The 15,048-nt window shown below is 64.9% G+C and carries 15 protein-coding genes; 11 read left to right on the plus strand and 4 right to left on the minus strand.

The window, feature by feature from the left end; genetic code table 11:
* Nucleotides 1-386: 386 nt before the first annotated feature.
* From TSH20_RS24695 to TSH20_RS24720, 6 genes are all read left to right on the plus strand, one after another.
* Nucleotides 387-1,211, plus strand: a complete 825-nt coding sequence (locus TSH20_RS24695; RefSeq protein ID WP_109154035.1) for a response regulator transcription factor — start codon at nucleotides 387-389, stop codon at nucleotides 1,209-1,211.
* A 173-nt stretch (nucleotides 1,212-1,384) separates the two neighbouring features.
* Nucleotides 1,385-2,629, plus strand: coding sequence for a flagellin (locus TSH20_RS36195; protein ID WP_109157568.1), 1,245 nt, complete (start codon nucleotides 1,385-1,387; stop codon nucleotides 2,627-2,629).
* Between the two features lie 193 nt (nucleotides 2,630-2,822).
* On the plus strand, nucleotides 2,823-3,230 hold the full coding sequence (locus tag TSH20_RS24705) for a flagellar biosynthesis regulator FlaF (RefSeq protein WP_109157567.1): 408 nt from the start codon (nucleotides 2,823-2,825) through the stop codon (nucleotides 3,228-3,230).
* Nucleotides 3,220-3,699 (plus strand): flagellar biosynthesis repressor FlbT, encoded by a 480-nt coding sequence (locus TSH20_RS24710; RefSeq protein ID WP_109157566.1) that lies wholly within the window; start codon nucleotides 3,220-3,222, stop codon nucleotides 3,697-3,699. The genes TSH20_RS24705 and TSH20_RS24710 overlap by 11 nt, the downstream gene beginning before the upstream one ends.
* A gap of 4 nt (nucleotides 3,700-3,703) precedes the next feature.
* Nucleotides 3,704-4,495, plus strand: a complete 792-nt coding sequence (locus TSH20_RS24715; protein WP_109154031.1) for a DUF1217 domain-containing protein — start codon at nucleotides 3,704-3,706, stop codon at nucleotides 4,493-4,495.
* Nucleotides 4,496-4,533: 38 nt separating this feature from the next.
* A complete protein-coding gene (locus tag TSH20_RS24720) occupies nucleotides 4,534-5,697 on the plus strand; it encodes a hypothetical protein (protein WP_348770453.1) in 1,164 nt (387 codons plus the stop codon).
* A gap of 255 nt (nucleotides 5,698-5,952) precedes the next feature.
* Here TSH20_RS24720 and TSH20_RS34730 read toward each other — a convergent pair whose 3' ends face one another.
* Entirely contained in the window at nucleotides 5,953-6,318 is a 366-nt protein-coding gene (locus TSH20_RS34730; protein WP_146205476.1) for a hypothetical protein, read from the minus strand.
* Nucleotides 6,319-7,163: 845 nt separating this feature from the next.
* Between TSH20_RS34730 and hflX the strand changes: the two genes are divergently transcribed.
* Together hflX and TSH20_RS24730 are read left to right on the plus strand one after the other, a co-directional pair.
* Nucleotides 7,164-8,510: a GTPase HflX gene (gene hflX, locus TSH20_RS24725; protein ID WP_199232146.1), complete on the plus strand. Its 1,347-nt coding sequence runs from the start codon at nucleotides 7,164-7,166 to the stop codon at nucleotides 8,508-8,510.
* A gap of 437 nt (nucleotides 8,511-8,947) precedes the next feature.
* Nucleotides 8,948-10,948 (plus strand): BCCT family transporter, encoded by a 2,001-nt coding sequence (locus TSH20_RS24730; protein WP_109157565.1) that lies wholly within the window; start codon nucleotides 8,948-8,950, stop codon nucleotides 10,946-10,948.
* Between the two features lie 7 nt (nucleotides 10,949-10,955).
* On the opposite strand, the gene TSH20_RS24735 is transcribed toward TSH20_RS24730, so the two are convergent.
* The 3 genes from TSH20_RS24735 to fliI form a co-directional block, all read right to left on the minus strand.
* The gene (locus TSH20_RS24735; RefSeq protein WP_247871679.1) at nucleotides 10,956-11,354 is read right to left on the minus strand and encodes a YbaN family protein; all 399 of its coding nucleotides are present in this window, start codon (nucleotides 11,352-11,354) and stop codon (nucleotides 10,956-10,958) included.
* A 281-nt stretch (nucleotides 11,355-11,635) separates the two neighbouring features.
* Nucleotides 11,636-12,211 (minus strand): hypothetical protein, encoded by a 576-nt coding sequence (locus TSH20_RS24740; protein ID WP_109157563.1) that lies wholly within the window; start codon nucleotides 12,209-12,211, stop codon nucleotides 11,636-11,638.
* Complete coding sequence (fliI, locus tag TSH20_RS24745; RefSeq protein WP_109157562.1) at nucleotides 12,208-13,551, minus strand: flagellar protein export ATPase FliI; 1,344 nt, start codon at nucleotides 13,549-13,551, stop codon at nucleotides 12,208-12,210. The genes TSH20_RS24740 and fliI overlap by 4 nt, the downstream gene beginning before the upstream one ends.
* A 125-nt stretch (nucleotides 13,552-13,676) precedes the next feature.
* Here fliI and TSH20_RS24750 point away from each other — a divergent pair, with 125 nt between their 5' ends.
* From TSH20_RS24750 to TSH20_RS24760, 3 genes are read left to right on the plus strand one after another with little or no spacing between them, the layout of a single operon-like run.
* Entirely contained in the window at nucleotides 13,677-14,069 is a 393-nt protein-coding gene (locus tag TSH20_RS24750; RefSeq protein WP_109157561.1) for a flagellar biosynthesis protein FlgG, read from the plus strand.
* Between the two features lie 25 nt (nucleotides 14,070-14,094).
* Nucleotides 14,095-14,514: a flagellar basal body rod protein FlgC gene (flgC, locus tag TSH20_RS24755; RefSeq protein WP_109157560.1), complete on the plus strand. Its 420-nt coding sequence runs from the start codon at nucleotides 14,095-14,097 to the stop codon at nucleotides 14,512-14,514.
* Nucleotides 14,515-14,525: 11 nt separating this feature from the next.
* Nucleotides 14,526-14,885 (plus strand): flagellar hook-basal body complex protein FliE, encoded by a 360-nt coding sequence (locus tag TSH20_RS24760; RefSeq protein WP_109157559.1) that lies wholly within the window; start codon nucleotides 14,526-14,528, stop codon nucleotides 14,883-14,885.
* Nucleotides 14,886-15,048: the final 163 nt, after the last annotated feature.

The following is a 15,048-nucleotide window of genomic DNA, read 5'->3' on the forward strand; positions in this document are numbered from 1 at the left end:
AACCTCCTCGAACGCGGATGCCCGGCGACGCTAGGGCATCAGGGTTAAACCAGCGTTCATATTCATGAGGAGTGGTTTTCCACCCGATTACTGTCGTTAACCATGGCTGGCGAGATGAGTGCTGGTTGCTTGTGATGATCATTATAAAGTCGTGCCAAATTCCAAAGTAAAACCCGTGTTACATAAAAATTTATCCAGTGTTTATCCAAACGAAAATATTAAAACGGGGTAAAACGCTCGAATGTCCTATATCAACTCGGCTACCCCAAAGTGTTGACACATAGCCTTTCGATGGGTTCTTTTGGGGCTGTGATAAGCATGTGACATCAACGCAATTGCGTAAAAATCAATGCTTTATCTGCGCTTGCTCGACAATGGAGAATCCAATGCAGGCTTTGCTGATTGAGCCAGCCGATCTGATCGCCGACGCCATCGGTAAGCAACTCGCCCTGTGCAAGGTTAACCATGACCGTTTAGACCTGAATGGCCTGCGCGATCTGGTGGGCGGGCATGGCTCCATCGACATCGGACATGACGCGATCATCATCGGCGACGTCGGCGATACCGAGGCCTGCGTTGCCATGCTCCGCGCCCGCAACGTGACCGCCGCGATCATCTGCCTGATCGAACGCCGCTGCGCCAACACCACCGCCGGCATCCTGCGGGCCGGGGCGGACGATGTGCTGGTGAAGCCGGTGGTCAGCACCGAGATCCGCGCCCGGCTGGAGGCGATCCGCCGCCGTTCCTACGGGCTGACCAGCAACGCGGTGACGGTCGGCCGCCTGACCGTCTTCCTCGACGGCCGCGACCCGGAGGTGGACGGCGAGCGCCTGCGCCTCAGCCAGCGGGAGCACGCGATCCTGTCGGTGCTGGCCCTCAACCACCGCCGCGTGGTGTCGAAGGAACACATCTACGAGGAGGTCTACGGCCTGTCCGGCTCCGACCCGCTCGACAAGGTGATCGACGTCTATATCTGCAAGCTGCGCAAGAAGATCGACACGGCGACCGGCGGCGGCCGGTACATCGAGACGGTCTATGGCCGCGGCTACAAGTTCGAGGCGCCGCCCGACCATGTCGCTCCCGACCGCGCCCAGCTGATGCTGGACCGCTGGTCGAGCGCCGGCGGGCTGGCCGGCCCCCGCGTGCCCTTCATTCCGCCGGTGGTGCCGCGCAGCGCCGCCCCCGCCGCCACCCGCGCCATCGGCCGTTGAGCGGCGCCGACCACCCCGTCCGTCCCGAACACGTGCGATTTTTTACTCCGGCTTAAACCGGCTCGGTCATCCTCGAATTTGCCGCTCGCGCCCCCGCACACTGGATCGGGAAGGCCGGCGCGAATGGCCCCGGCGTCAGAAAGGCGCCATGCATCTCGCGAATGGAGATACCCATGGCCTCGATTATGACGAACACCTCCGCCATGACCGCGCTGCAGACCCTGCGTCGCGTGACCGGGGATCTGGAGACCACGCAGGACCGCATCTCGACCGGCCTGAAGGTGAACAACGCCAAGGACAACGCCGCCTACTGGTCGATCGCCACCACCATGAAGGCCGACGTCGCCGGCTTCAAGGCGGTCAAGGAATCGCTGGAGCTGGGGTCCGGCACCACCAACACCGCGTCGGTGGCCTCCAAGAACATCGTCGAGAACCTGCAGACGCTGAAGGCCCGCGTCATCGCCGGCCAGACCAACGGCGTCGACAAGTCGCTGATCCAGAACGACGTCGACCAGCTGGTGAAGCTGATCAAGGGCGCCGCCGCCGACGCCTCCTTCAACGGCGACAACCTGCTGCGCGTCGCCTACTCCAACGACGGCACGGCCAAGGACAAGAACGTCGCCATCCTGGCGTCGCTGAGCCGCAGCGACGGCAGCGTCGATCCGAGCTACATCGAATTCCAGCGCCAGGACATGCGCGTGGAATCGATCGTCGGCAAGGCCACCATCGAGCAGCAGGTCGATTCGACCAACGCCACCAAGGCCAAGGTCGACATCAAGCTCGGCGCCCCCGGCGACACCTTCATCGACGGCCAGAATCTCGGCCTCGGCAGCCTGACGCTGACCGTGACCAAGGAGGACGGCACCAAGGCCGATGTGACGGTCGACCTGTCGGCCCAGACCTACGACACCGATCTGGCGACCACCCAGGGCAACATCGCCACGGCGGTGAACACGGCCCTGACCGCCGCCGGCGGTGACTTCCAGGTCGCCTTCACCGGCGACACGCTGACCTTCACCGACCAGGACAAGAACACCGACGGCAACTTCACCGCCCAGGTGTCCGGCCTGTGGGTCGGCTCGAAGGAGAGCGACGCCTTCGGCGGCCTGGCCGATCTGACCCAGATCGACGTGGTCAACAACTCCAAGAAGTCGCTGGAAGTCATCAACAAGCTGCTCGACAGCGCCATCGGCAAGGCGTCGGTCATCGGCTCGATCGAGAACCGCGTGTCGGTGCAGAACGACTTCGTGTCGAAGCTGACCGACTCGATGAACAAGGGCATCGGCGCCCTGGTCGACGCCGACATGAACGAGGAATCGAGCCGCCTGCAGGCCCTCCAGGTCCAGCAGCAGCTCGCCATCCAGGCTCTGTCGATCGCCAACCAGGGTCCGCAGAACATCCTGTCGCTGTTCCGCTAAATCCCTGATGGGCGGCGTCATTGTCCAATCCCCTGGACGATGGCGCCGCCCCGTCGGCCATGCCCGTTCACACTGCCCGCAGCAGGAGCGGAGCGGGCATCGCCGACGGCCGGCCATTCGCCTGTCCTCAAAAAGACCCACCGCAACCGGTCCGGCATCCCGCCGCCAAGGACCCCACCGCAGGGGTGCGCCCATGAGCATCGCCGCCTACCACCAGACCATCGCCGAGTGCGACGATCCGCGAAAGATCGAGTACCGGGTGTTCCTGCGGATCACCCTGGCGCTGGAGAACAACCGCGACGCCGACTGGCGCTCCGCCGCGCTGAAGGACGCGCTGTGGCGGAACCTGGAGCTGTGGAACGCGCTACGCGCCGACCTGCTGGAGGACGGCAACGCCCTGCCGGAGGCGTTGCGCGCCGGTCTGGTCTCGCTGTCCTTCGCGGTGAACCGCAACACCCAGCGGGTGCTGCGCGGCGAGGGCGGCATCGACCTGCTGCTCCACATCAACCGCTCGGTGATGCAGGGCCTGCAAGGGGCGGCACAGGCCACCGCGCAGCCCGCGCTGGAACTGGCGACGGAGGATCTGTCCTATGGCACTTAAGCTGCGCCTGAAGCCGTGCGAGCGGGTGGTCATCAACGGCTGCGTCGTGCAGAACGAGAACCGCCGCTACACCCTGACCATCTCCAATTTCGCCCAGATCATCCGCGGCAGCGACATCCTGCAGGAAGAGGATGCGGTGACCCCGGTGCGCCGCGCCTATTTCCTGATCCAGAGCATGCTGCTCGACCCCACCATCGCCGCCAGCGGCAGCGGTGCAGCGGCGGAGATGATGGCGCAGCTCTACACCACCTTCACCCGTCCGGACATCCAGGACCGCATCGCCCGCGCCATGGGCCATATCGGCGAGCGCGACTATTACAAGGCGCTGTCCGCCCTGCGTCCGGTGATGGAGTATGAAGGCACGCTGCTGTCGCCGACCCCCTCCGCTCCGGCGCCGTCCATCCAGACCCCTGCCATCCAGGCCCCTTCCATCCAGACGGACGGCATCGGCCACCACGCGGGGAGCTAAGGCCATGACGACGCTGGTCGATCTGCGCATGGTCAGCAAGAACCACGACCGCTACGAACAGGCGGTGCGCAGCCGCCCGGCGGTGCAGCGCGCCATCTCCTATTTCCAGGACAACATCGGCAAGATCACCAGCACCGAAGACTTCATGAAGGACGACAAGCTCTATCGCTTCGTCCTGGACGCCTTCGACCTGGGCAGTCAGGCAAAGTCGCGCGGCCTGATCCGCAAGGTTCTGGAAGAGGGGGTGAGCGACCAGTATTCCACCGCCAACCGGATGAGCGACACCAAGTTCCGCGAGATGGCGACCGTGCTGGGCTTCGCCGAAAACGGCGGCGACAACCTGAAGCAGCCGGCCGTCGTCCAGGCGATCATCGACCGCTACGTCAACGTGACGCTGGAGGTCGAGTCTGAGGACAGGAACCCGGCGGTGCGCCTCGGCCTCTATTTCCAGCGGCGGTCGTCGAACATCTCCAACTGGTACCAGGTGATGGCCGACAATGCCCTGCGCAAGGTGGTCTACACCACGCTGGGGCTGCCGGACCAGACGGCGCTGCTGGACGTCGACAAGCAGAAGGCGCTGCTGGAAAAGCGCATGGACATCGCCGACCTGAAGAGCCCGGAGAAGGTCGCCAAGTTCCTCGACCGCTTCGCCGCGATGTACGACATGCAGAATGGCGGCGCCACCGCGACCGCCGCCATGCCGTCGATCGGCCCGATCTCCCGCAATGGCCGGGCCTCGGTCATCTCCATCGATCCGTCCATCACCATGACGCTGATGAGGTTCCCGCGCTTCTGACAGGCCGCGGGGCTCGGCCAAGCGGGAGGAGTCCAGCCGTGCAGTCGCCAGCCGGCACCCCCCAGGACCGCAGGTCCGGCGACCTACAAGACCGCAGGTCCGGCGATTTACAAGACCGCAATCGCCGCGACCGCATCCGCCCGCCCGCCACCACCGGAGCCGCCGCCGTGCATTTGCGCGGGGCCTCGACGGCGGAGGAGGATGACGGGCGCGACGCCCTGCACATCCTGCCCCTGTCGATCCTGCCGCTGGAAACGCCGGGACTGCGCCGGGCGCGGCTGATCAAGAATGTCCGGCTGGAGACGGTGGCGGAGCTGTTCAACGACGCCCAGACCGGCAGCGGCCAGATCGGCCTCGACCAATTATCGAAATGCTTCGGCATCGACGGCCCGGAGCTTCGCCGCGACCTGCGCAAGATCGTCCGGATCGGCGAGGCCGCCAGCTTCGACGTCTACAGTCTGCGGCTTGAGCTTCGCCGCCTGAACATCGACGTGGAGGGGGCGGACGCGCTGCGCCTGTCGGCCGCCAAGCGGGCGGAGCTGACCAGCTACATGCGCGTCTTCACCCGGCCGCTGGTGGAGCATGTCTATGGCGTGCAGGGGGCGGACATCGCCAGCATGGACGAGCTGGTCCGCCTGTTCGCCCAACCCGACCTGGAGGAGGCGCGGCGCCGGCTGCAGATGACCGCCGACCGTCTCGACATCCCCTTGCAGGAGATCCCGGCCTTCCTGGAGGAATATGCCGACATCTTCCTGTCGCTGGCCTATTTCAAGCGCTGCCTGGACGACATCGTTCCCGACGTGCAGGGCTTCCTCGGCTGGATGGCCGAGCTGTTCCAGGTCAGCGAGGTGCGGCGCGATGTCCGCCAGCGCCGCATGCTGGACGAGATCGGCCACGACCTGACCGATATCGCCACCTCGATCACCGGGCGGTTCGAGAGCTTCGACAACCGCTCCCGCGATTTCTGGCGCGACATCAACCCGGAGAGCTTCCGCAGCATCCGCGACCTGATCGTCACCCACCACCTGACCATCGGCGGCGTGCTGTGCGGCTTGGCGGTGAAGATGAATCTGTGGAAGCACCGCTTCGCCCGCGGCGGCGGCCCGGTGCGCCGGCTGGAGTTCATCCGCTCGGAAATCCTCCCTGGGCTGGCCCACATCAAGACCATCGAACAGGCGTCGCGCAACAACATGGGCCGGTAAGGGGGCGCCCCTGCTTCTTGGGCGCGCCGCTGCCCGTTCTCTCGCTTGAGCCCCGGTGTATCGGCGATCGTTGGATGAAGCGCCCAATTGTCTCGCTACGAGCGTCTATCAATACCCTGAGCGGAAGCGCTGATATAGTTGATTTCTCCCAATTTCAGTCCAGCTTCTATTCGCGCTAAAAGTTGTGCAGAACGAGCTCAGTGTACAAAAACTCCGGATAGAACCTTAATGTACCTGTTTCGGCTCCGAGCTTTTCTAAAGTATTACATGACGAATTTTATATATCAAATCACCCATCCACCACCTCCAATACATAGCCGCAAAAAATCCGTCGGCAAAAATCGCGAACAAAATCAGATAAAATGCCGATTGTAGTGTCGCAAACGTCACCTTTTTTTCTGAACTAATTGGCTTTTGCAAGGTGAAAGATATTCTGTAATACGCAACAAGTATTACAGAAATGCAGGACACCATCATTATGGCGGCGAAAATTACTCGCCATAATTTCATTTGCACATCATTTTCTGGGGTACCTAGTTGTAGTAATACGATGAATAGGCCGATTACACTAGCCCAGCTGCCTGCATTTGCTAACACTGCCTGGAACTTCTGATTGTTCATTTTGCAAATATGCTCCTATAAGCTTATACCACCAAAGGCGGCTCTCTGATTAGCTTGTAAAGAACATTGCGCGCAAGTCTAAAAATCATCTTTGATGATATCGTCACACCTTTGATGGCGGAGTCGAAATCCGCGAGAATAAAATATTTTGGCGTGGTAGTAACACTGTTTTGGAAAACCGCCGGCCTCAATCTGCTGTATAATACGTTATAGCAGTAGACTGTAGAGAAGGTTTCTTGTTTAAAAAATGAGAAGCGATTTCGTGTATTCTTGAGATATAGTGTTATTTATTTTCAGAATTTATTTAAATACTCTTGAGCAACTTTATGCAAACACGCGATTTGCGTAATATGAACATTATACGTCCGATTGCCGATCTGCGGCAATTCCTGTCGGGAGCTGGCCCAAATCATGACCATCAAACAGGTGTTGCGCAACAGCGCAGGTCCGTGAGAGAGAATGCCAGATATTCCCTCTACCGGGGCGGGAGAGGGCGCATACCGCCAAACTTCCCCAAAAAATCCTTCGCACGCCCTTGTTCCAAGCGCCCAAGTCCACATCTATCCCCGTACGACCCCCGCGTCACGAGGCCGCCTTCCCGGCCGGCGCGGCAACTTCGGTGACTTCCCTTGATCTAAGTTCCCCGGTTCGGCCTCCCGCCTCGGGTGTGCCGACGCTCTCCTCTCCGACCCCGTGACGCGCAGGCCGCCGCGACCCTCCCCCGTGCCGTGGCGCCGCCGGTGGGGTCGGAGAGGACCCTTTCTTCCCAAATTTCGAGCTTCGCATCCGCGAGGGATGCGCGCATGCCCCCACGCATCCGGCGTCGGGGCGGACAAAGGAGCCTCATGGGCACGCATCAGACCACCGATTTGAAAACCACCGACACTCCGCGGTCCGCTTTGGGCCGCGCCCTTGTTCTCCACCCGGTCCTGCGCGGGGCCGAAACCGACCGCAGCCCCGACGCCTCGCTGGAGGAAGCGGTCGGCCTTGCCGCGGCCATCGACCTCGACGTGGCGCAGGCCGCTGTCGTCAAGGTCAACCAGCCGCGCCCGGCCACCCTGCTGGGCGGCGGCGCCATCGAGCAGTATGCCAAGCTGATCGAAGACGCGCGCGAGGCGGACGAGGCCATCGACCTCGTCATCGTCGACCATGCCCTGACCCCGGTGCAGCAGCGCAACCTGGAGAGGGCGTTCGGCGCCAAGGTCATCGACCGCACCGGCCTGATCCTCGAGATCTTCGGCGCCCGCGCCCGCACCCATGAAGGCCAGCTTCAGGTCGAACTGGCGTCGCTGAGCTACCAAAAGTCGCGGCTGGTGCGGTCCTGGACCCACTTGGAACGCCAGCGCGGCGGCTTCGGCTTCCTCGGCGGCCCCGGTGAATCGCAGCTGGAGCTTGACCGCCGCCTGATCGGCAACCGCATCGTCAAGATCAAGCGGGAACTGGACGACGTCCGCCGCACCCGCGGCCTGCACCGCAAGGCGCGCGCCAAGGTGCCGTATCCGGTGGTGGCGCTGGTCGGCTACACCAACGCCGGCAAGTCCACCCTGTTCAACCGGATGGCCGGCGCCGAGGTGTTCGCGAAGGACTTGCTGTTCGCCACGCTCGACCCGACCATGCGTCAGGTGGTGCTGCCGTCCGGGCGCAAGGTGATCCTGTCCGACACGGTCGGTTTCATCTCCGACCTGCCGACCCATCTGGTCGCTGCCTTCCGCGCCACGTTGGAGGAGGTGCAGTCGGCCGACATCATCCTGCATGTCCGCGACATCGCCCACCCCGACACCGAGGCCCAGAAGGCCGACGTGGAGGCGATCCTGACCGATCTCGGCATCGATCCGGAGCGTGACCCGCGCGTGGTCGAGGTCGCCAACAAGATCGACCTGCTGGACGGGGCGGAGCTTGACGCCGTGCTCGCCCGCGCCGGGCGGACCGGCAACGCCTGCGCGGTGTCCGCCGCGACCGGCGGGAGGCTGGACGCGCTGTTCCGCATTCTCGACGACCGGATGACTGCCGGCCGCGAGCTGGTGGAACTGGATGTCGCGCATGGCGACGGCGCGACTCTCGCCTGGCTCTATGCCCATGGCGAAGTGGTCGGCCGCCGCGACGACGACAGCCACGCCCATCTGCGGGTGGCCATCGAGCCGGCGGCGCTGGCCCGCATGGCTCATCCGGGGCAGGACCGCGTCGCCGCCTGACCGGCGGATTGAGGACGGAAGGGAAAGGGCTGCCGGAAACGGCGGCCCTTTTTCTTTGTCCGCACCCTGGATTACGGAGTGAAAATCTCTGTATTGATCAGCAGGACTTTGCGAATAGAGAGAAGGTTCTGCACAAACGACCGTTTATTTCTTCATATTGAGGCGCCTATAATAAGAAAGAGGGCAGTTACTGAGAGATTGTCGGCGCAAAATGATCTCATGGCTCAGGTCAAGATGTTTGACGGCGCCCGGAAAATATGTATGATCCCGCGCTTCGATTTGTGCGAATACGATATTCGCGCGATGCGAGCAGTTTGCGTACGGATGCCGATCACTGGCTTTTCCTGGTAAGCTCGCAACATTCACTCACCCGCGTCGTTGTGCTGTCAGCGTCTCGACACGCTTACGCTTGGGCGGGTTTGTTTCGGAGTGCCAATATGCATGGGATCAACAAAACCGTTTCTTTTACAGCCGGAGGGATAATTCTTCTTTTCGTCGCGGTGGCGGCATTGTTCACCGAACCGTTCGGCGCCCAAGTTTCGGCGGTGCAGGCCGCCATCGTCGGGAATTTCGGCTGGTTCTATGTCCTGACCGTCGCCGGATTCCTGCTGTTCGCCCTGTGGCTCTTCATCAGCCCCTACAGCGCGATCAAGCTCGGCAAGGACGATGACGAGCCGGAATTCAGCTATCCCACATGGTTCGCCATGCTGTTCAGCGCCGGTATGGGCATCGGCCTGCTGTTCTACGGCGTCGCCGAGCCGATGCTGCATTTCTCCAACCCGCGCGTCGGCGAAGGCGGAACGCCGGACGCCGCGCGCGAGGCGATGAATCTGGCCTTCCTGCATTGGGGCCTGCATGCCTGGGGCATCTACATCGTCGTCGGGCTGGCTTTGGGTTATTTCGCCTATCGCCACGATCTGCCGCTGACGATCCGCTCGGCGCTCTACCCCCTGCTCGGCGACCGCATCCGCGGCTGGCCCGGCCATATCGTCGACATCGTCGCCATCTTCGGCACGCTGTTCGGCATCGCCACCTCGCTTGGCCTCGGCGTCATGCAGATCAACGCGGGGCTTGAGTATCTGGGATTGCTCAGCGTCGGCACGGTGCAGCAGATGGTGCTGATCGCCGTCATCACCGCGATCGCAACCGCATCCGCCGTCAGCGGCGTCGGCAAGGGCATCCGCCGCCTGAGCGAACTGAACATGCTGGCCGGGCTTCTGCTGCTGGCCTTCGTCTTCCTGCTCGGCCCGACGGTCTTCCTGTTGTCCACTTTGGTCGAGAATATCGGCCGCTATCTGTGGACGCTTCCCTTCACCAGCTTCCGCACGCTGCCCTATTCCGGCGCCGAATGGCAGGCGAGCTGGACCATGTTCTACTGGGGGTGGTGGATTTCCTGGGCGCCCTTCGTCGGCATGTTCATCGCGCGGGTGTCGCGCGGCCGCACCATCCGCGAATTCATCGGCGGCGTGCTGTTCGCGCCGGTCGCCCTGACCTTCGTCTGGTTCACCGTGTTCGGCGAAACCGCCATCCACATCGAGATGTTCGAAGGCGGCGGCATGGCCAAGGCGGTGGCCGACAGCGTGCCCACCGCACTGTTCGTCATGCTGGACCGCCTGCCCCTGAGCACGATCACCTCCGCCATCGGCACGCTGATGGTCATCACCTTCTTCGTCACCTCGGCCGATTCCGGCGCGCTGGTCATCGACATCATCGGCTCCGGCGGCAACCAGGATCCGCCCATCGCCACCCGCATCTTCTGGGCGGTGCTGTCCGGCGTCGTCGCCGCCATCCTGCTGCTGGTCGGCGGATTGCAGGCGTTGCAGACGGCGGCGGTCACCACCGCGCTGCCCTTCGTGGTGGTCATGGTGCTGATGTGCGTCAGTCTGGTGGTCAGCCTGCGCGAGGAGCGCAGCGTGGCGCAGGACCGGCGCACGATCCGCGAATCCATCGGCCCCGGCGCTCCCGCCGAAGGGGCCTTCCCGCAGCAGCCGGCGATCAACGGCGACTGGCGGCAGCGGCTGGCCGCGATGGTCGGCCGCCGGACCGCGGCGCAGGCCTCCCTTCCCCCCGGCGGCACGGCGGCGCGGCAGGAGGTTGCCCGCTTCATCGCCGAGACGGTGCAGCCGGCGTTGCGCGACGTGGCGCTGGAGCTGGAACGGCACGGCCGGCGCGTCGAGATCGAGACGGGCGCCTTCAGCGCCGGCATCGCCGTGCTGCGCAACGGGGAGGAGGAGTTCTCCTACTCCGTCCGCGCCCGCGCCTACCATCCGATGACCTTCGCCTTCCCGGAGATGCAGGACAATCGCGCGGCATGGCAACGGCGCGTGGAGGTCATCCTGCGCGGCGGCCTTCACAAGTACCTGCCGCCGGATCGCACCTCCCGCGAGGCGATCACCCAGGACGTCGTCCACGAATACGGCAAGTGGCTGGGCTGGTGAGGGGAGCCTATCTGTCCGAAGGCGGCGGACGCGACACCACATACACAGCGGCCGCCGCCATCACCGCGCCGGTGCCGGCGAGCACCGGGTATCCGGGCGACGACAGGGCAAGCACGGCGAAGCTGGACGACATCCCGCCGACCGCCATGACCTTCGCCTTCACCGGAATGGCGCCGCGGTCCTGCCACTCGCGCACGGCAGGGCCGAACCGCGGGTCGTTGCGCATCCGCTCCCGCAATTCGGGATTGCTGCGGGCGTAGGCCCAGCCGGCGACCAGCAGGAAGGGGACGGTGGGCAGGATGGGCAGGAACGCCCCGGCGGTGGCCAGACCGACCGCTCCATGGCCGACCAGAAGCCACAGACGCCGCCGTCCCTTACCCATGCCGTCATCGTTGTCTTCGTCCACCGCCAGCCCGCTCATCATGGAAAGCCGTGCGGATCATTGAACTGCGCCCGGCGGTGGTGCGCAAGGGCGGGTTGGTCATGTTTTAAAGGTGATCACATCCGGCGATAAATGCCCTCTCCCGCCCCGGGAGAGGGAGGGGACCCGCGCCGCAGGCGTGGGGAGGGTGAGGGGCAGGGCAAGGCTCCCGAACCGCATGGTTTCTTGGATCACCCCTCACCCTTCCCATGGCGATGCCATGGGCCCCTTCCCTCTCCCGGGGCGGGAGAGGGAGCCGGATGAGGTCACCCCTCCTTGCGCGTCGCGCCGGCCTTCGCCGTCGCCTCCAGGCTGTAGAGCTTCGCCAGCAGTTGCGGCGCCGGCTGTTCGCCCGCCGGCGCCACTATGTCTGTTTCCGTCGCCGCACCGGACTTGCGCCGCAGCGCTTCCGCCAGCGATTGGGGGGAGGGCAGGGCGGGATCGCCGCCATTCCCGCCGCCGGCCATCCAGGGCAGCGTCCCGGCCGGCGCACCCTCCGCCGCCGTCTCTGTCCCATCCTCCAGCAAACTGCCGATATGGCCCAACACGCTGTCGCCGGTGATCTCCTCGAACGCCACCATCGCGGCGCTGCCGATCAGGCCGGGCAGGCCGCCGAACAGGAATCCGCCGGCCAGCCGTGCCGGGATCGAGATGCTTTCCCCCGTCGCCTCGCGGTAGACCGACGACACCACCGGCAATTGCTGGAGCGGGTTGACCACGTCGAGCAGGTCGTCGAACCCGACGCTCATCCTGTCGGCCAGCGTTTCCTCCGGCTCATTGGATTTGCGTTGGGCGGTCGGCGGGGTGACGGCTTGGGCGGCCAGTCTCGTATTCACGCTCATGCATGGTCTCCGATGGCGGCGAGCAGAGCCTCCAGCCGCGCGAAACTCTCGGCGGAAGGGGAGGGGTCGTCCTTGCCCTGGCGCAGGAAGTCTTCCAGCTGCGGGTGCAGGTCGATGGCGGCGTCGGTTTCCGGATCGGTGCCGCGCTTGTAGGCGCCGAGCCGGATCATCTCCTTCATGCCGTCATAGGTGGCGGCCAGCGCGCGGGCGCGGCCGACGATGCGGTTCTCCCGCCCGTCATGGCAGCCGGGCAGGGTGCGCGACACGCTGCGCAGCAGGTTGACGGCGGGATAGCGCCCCTGCTCGGCGATTTTGCGGTCCAGCACCAGATGCCCGTCGAGGATGCCGCGCACCGCGTCGGCGATGGGCTCGTCATGGTCGTCGCCATCGACCAGCACGGTGAAGATGGCGGTGATGTCGCCCTCACCATTCCCTTCCGGCCCGGGCCCGGCCCGTTCCAGCAGGCGGGGCAGCTCGGCGAAGACGCTGGGCGGATAGCTCTTGGCGGTCGGCGGTTCCCCGGCGGCCAGTCCGATCTCGCGCTGGGCCATGGCGAAGCGGGTGACGCTGTCCATCAGGCACAGCACATGCTTGCCCTGATCCCGCAACTCCTCCGCCACCGTCATGGTCAGCAGCGCGGCCTGACGGCGCATCAGCGGCGGCTCGTCCGACGTGGCGACGATGACGACGGAGCGCGCCAGCCCCTCCGGCCCCAGATCGTCCTGGATGAATTCGCGCACCTCGCGCCCGCGCTCGCCGATCAGGCCGATGACGATGGCGTCGGCCTCGGCATGGCGGGCGGCCATCGCCAGCAGGGTCGATTTGCCGACGCCCGACCCGGCGAAGACGCCCAGCCGCTGCCCACGGCACAGCGGGACGAAGCTGTCGATCACCCGGATGCCGCTGTCCAGCCGCGCCCCCACCCGCCGCCGGGCACAGGCGGCCGGCGGCGGCTGGCGCAAGGATCGCGGATGCTCGCCATTCACCAACGGACCCTTGCCGTCGATGGGCTCGCCCAGCGCGTTCACCACCCGGCCGAGCCATCCCGGACCGGGGCGCAGCATGAAGGCGGTGTCGTCGGTGACGGCGGCGCAGCCCTCCGCCACCCCATCCAGATTGTCGAAAGCCATCAGCAGAGAGCGGCCGTTGCGGAAGCCGATGGTCTCGCACAGCACGCGCCCGTCGCGCAGGGTTTCCGCATGGCATTTGTCGCCGACCGACAGCACGCGCTGCAGCCCGTCGACCTCCAGCGTCATGCCGGCGGCGGAGCGGATTTCCCCGCGCCACTGGCGCGTCGGCAGCCGGTCGAGTTCCGCCGCCAGGGTGGCGAGTGCCGGCATCGGCGCTGTCTCCATCATGCCTGTCGATGGGCACAGCCTAGAGCAGCGAATTTAAATCCGGTTTTAAACGGGCGGCCTCATCGTCCGCCTCGTGTTCCGGTGAGATGTGGTGGAACGAGGTCGCAATGGATTTGAGTAAAATCGGTTTATTCCAGCTTGCCGGTACGCGCCTCGACTATCTGGCGCAGCGGCAGAAGCTGATCGCCGAGAATGTCGTGAACGCCAACACGCCCGACTACCAGGCGCGCGACCTGAAATCCTTCGACAGCGTCATGGAGGGCATCCGCCCGGTGGAGACCGCCCGTACCTCCGGCCTGCATCTGGTCGGCAGCCGCGCCGCCACGCCCTACCGCGAGGAAGGCAAGGCGGGTTTGTGGGAATCGACCCCCAGCGGCAACGCGGTGTCGCTGGACCAGGAGATGATCAAGGGCAGCGAGACCCGCGACGCCTTCGCGCTGACCACCAGCCTGTTCCAGCGCAATGTGCAGATGCTGCGCATGGCCTGGAGAAATAGCTGACGGCCTTTTAGGACGGAGACGAGCGATGATGAACGATGTTCTCGGCGCCACGCTGAAGATCGCCGGTGCCGGGCTTCAGGCGCAATCGACCCGCCTGCGCGTGGTGGCGGAAAACCTTGCCAACGCCGATTCCACCGCCACGACCAAGGGCGGCGACCCCTATCGCCGCAAGACGGTGTCCTTCGACAGCGTGATGGATCGCGGCGTCGGCGCGGAACTGGTGCAGGTCAAGCAGATCGGCCGCGACCGCAGCGACTTCCAGCTCGCCTACGACCCCTCGCACCCGGCGGCCGACGACAAGGGCTATGTCAAGAAGCCCAACGTCCAGCCGCTGATCGAGATGATGGACATGCGCGAAGCCGGCCGCGCCTTCGAGGCCAGCATGAACGTCATCGAACAGTCGCGCGCGATGATGAACCGCGTCGTCGACCTGCTGCGCAGCTGAGGAGCCGTCCCATGATCGAGATGTCCGTCGGCCGCGTCGCCGCCGCCTACGCCGCCAACCGCAGCGCCAACGTCGGTGGCCTTGCCGAAACCCAGGCCGCGACATCGCCGCTGTCCGCCGCCGGCCAGACCGACGCGGTGGCGGCGAGCGCCGAAAGCGACTTCGGCGGTTTCCTCGACAAGTCGATCTCGCAGGCGGTCGACACGCTGAAGGAGAGCGAGCGGGTGTCGCTCGCCGCCGTGTCGGGCAAGGCCAGCGCGCAGGACGTCGTGCGCTCGGTCCTGGCGGCGGAGATGACGGTGCAGAGCGTCGTCGCCATCCGCGACAAGATGGTCCAGGCGTACCAGGAGATCATGCGGATTGCGGTTTGAGCGGGCCGCACTTGCCCCCACCCCGACCCTCCCGCGCTGGGCGGGGGAGGGGGACAGGAGCTTTGCCGGCGTTCAGCGGCAGTCCCTCCCCCGCCCAGCTCTCGCACAAAGCTATGCTTTGTGCTGACGCGGCAGGCGGACCGTAGGTCCGCTGAGAGCGGGG

This window comes from Azospirillum sp. TSH20 (genome assembly GCF_003115935.1).
Classification (GTDB): domain Bacteria; phylum Pseudomonadota; class Alphaproteobacteria; order Azospirillales; family Azospirillaceae; genus Azospirillum.

What these genes read in the sequence shown, in the direction of transcription:
- TSH20_RS24695 (WP_109154035.1), top strand. Translation starts at nt 387, where the DNA reads ATGCAGGCTTTGCTGATTGAGCCAGCCGATCTGATCGCCGACGCCATC.
- TSH20_RS36195 (WP_109157568.1), top strand. Translation starts at nt 1,385, where the DNA reads ATGGCCTCGATTATGACGAACACCTCCGCCATGACCGCGCTGCAGACC.
- TSH20_RS24705 (WP_109157567.1), top strand. Translation starts at nt 2,823, where the DNA reads ATGAGCATCGCCGCCTACCACCAGACCATCGCCGAGTGCGACGATCCG.
- TSH20_RS24710 (WP_109157566.1), top strand. Translation starts at nt 3,220, where the DNA reads ATGGCACTTAAGCTGCGCCTGAAGCCGTGCGAGCGGGTGGTCATCAAC.
- TSH20_RS24715 (WP_109154031.1), top strand. Translation starts at nt 3,704, where the DNA reads ATGACGACGCTGGTCGATCTGCGCATGGTCAGCAAGAACCACGACCGC.
- TSH20_RS34730 (WP_146205476.1), bottom strand. Translation starts at nt 6,318, where the DNA reads ATGAACAATCAGAAGTTCCAGGCAGTGTTAGCAAATGCAGGCAGCTGG.
- hflX (WP_199232146.1), top strand. Translation starts at nt 7,164, where the DNA reads ATGGGCACGCATCAGACCACCGATTTGAAAACCACCGACACTCCGCGG.
- TSH20_RS24730 (WP_109157565.1), top strand. Translation starts at nt 8,948, where the DNA reads ATGCATGGGATCAACAAAACCGTTTCTTTTACAGCCGGAGGGATAATT.
- TSH20_RS24740 (WP_109157563.1), bottom strand. Translation starts at nt 12,211, where the DNA reads ATGAGCGTGAATACGAGACTGGCCGCCCAAGCCGTCACCCCGCCGACC.
- fliI (WP_109157562.1), bottom strand. Translation starts at nt 13,551, where the DNA reads ATGCCGGCACTCGCCACCCTGGCGGCGGAACTCGACCGGCTGCCGACG.
- TSH20_RS24750 (WP_109157561.1), top strand. Translation starts at nt 13,677, where the DNA reads ATGGATTTGAGTAAAATCGGTTTATTCCAGCTTGCCGGTACGCGCCTC.
- flgC (WP_109157560.1), top strand. Translation starts at nt 14,095, where the DNA reads ATGATGAACGATGTTCTCGGCGCCACGCTGAAGATCGCCGGTGCCGGG.
- TSH20_RS24760 (WP_109157559.1), top strand. Translation starts at nt 14,526, where the DNA reads ATGATCGAGATGTCCGTCGGCCGCGTCGCCGCCGCCTACGCCGCCAAC.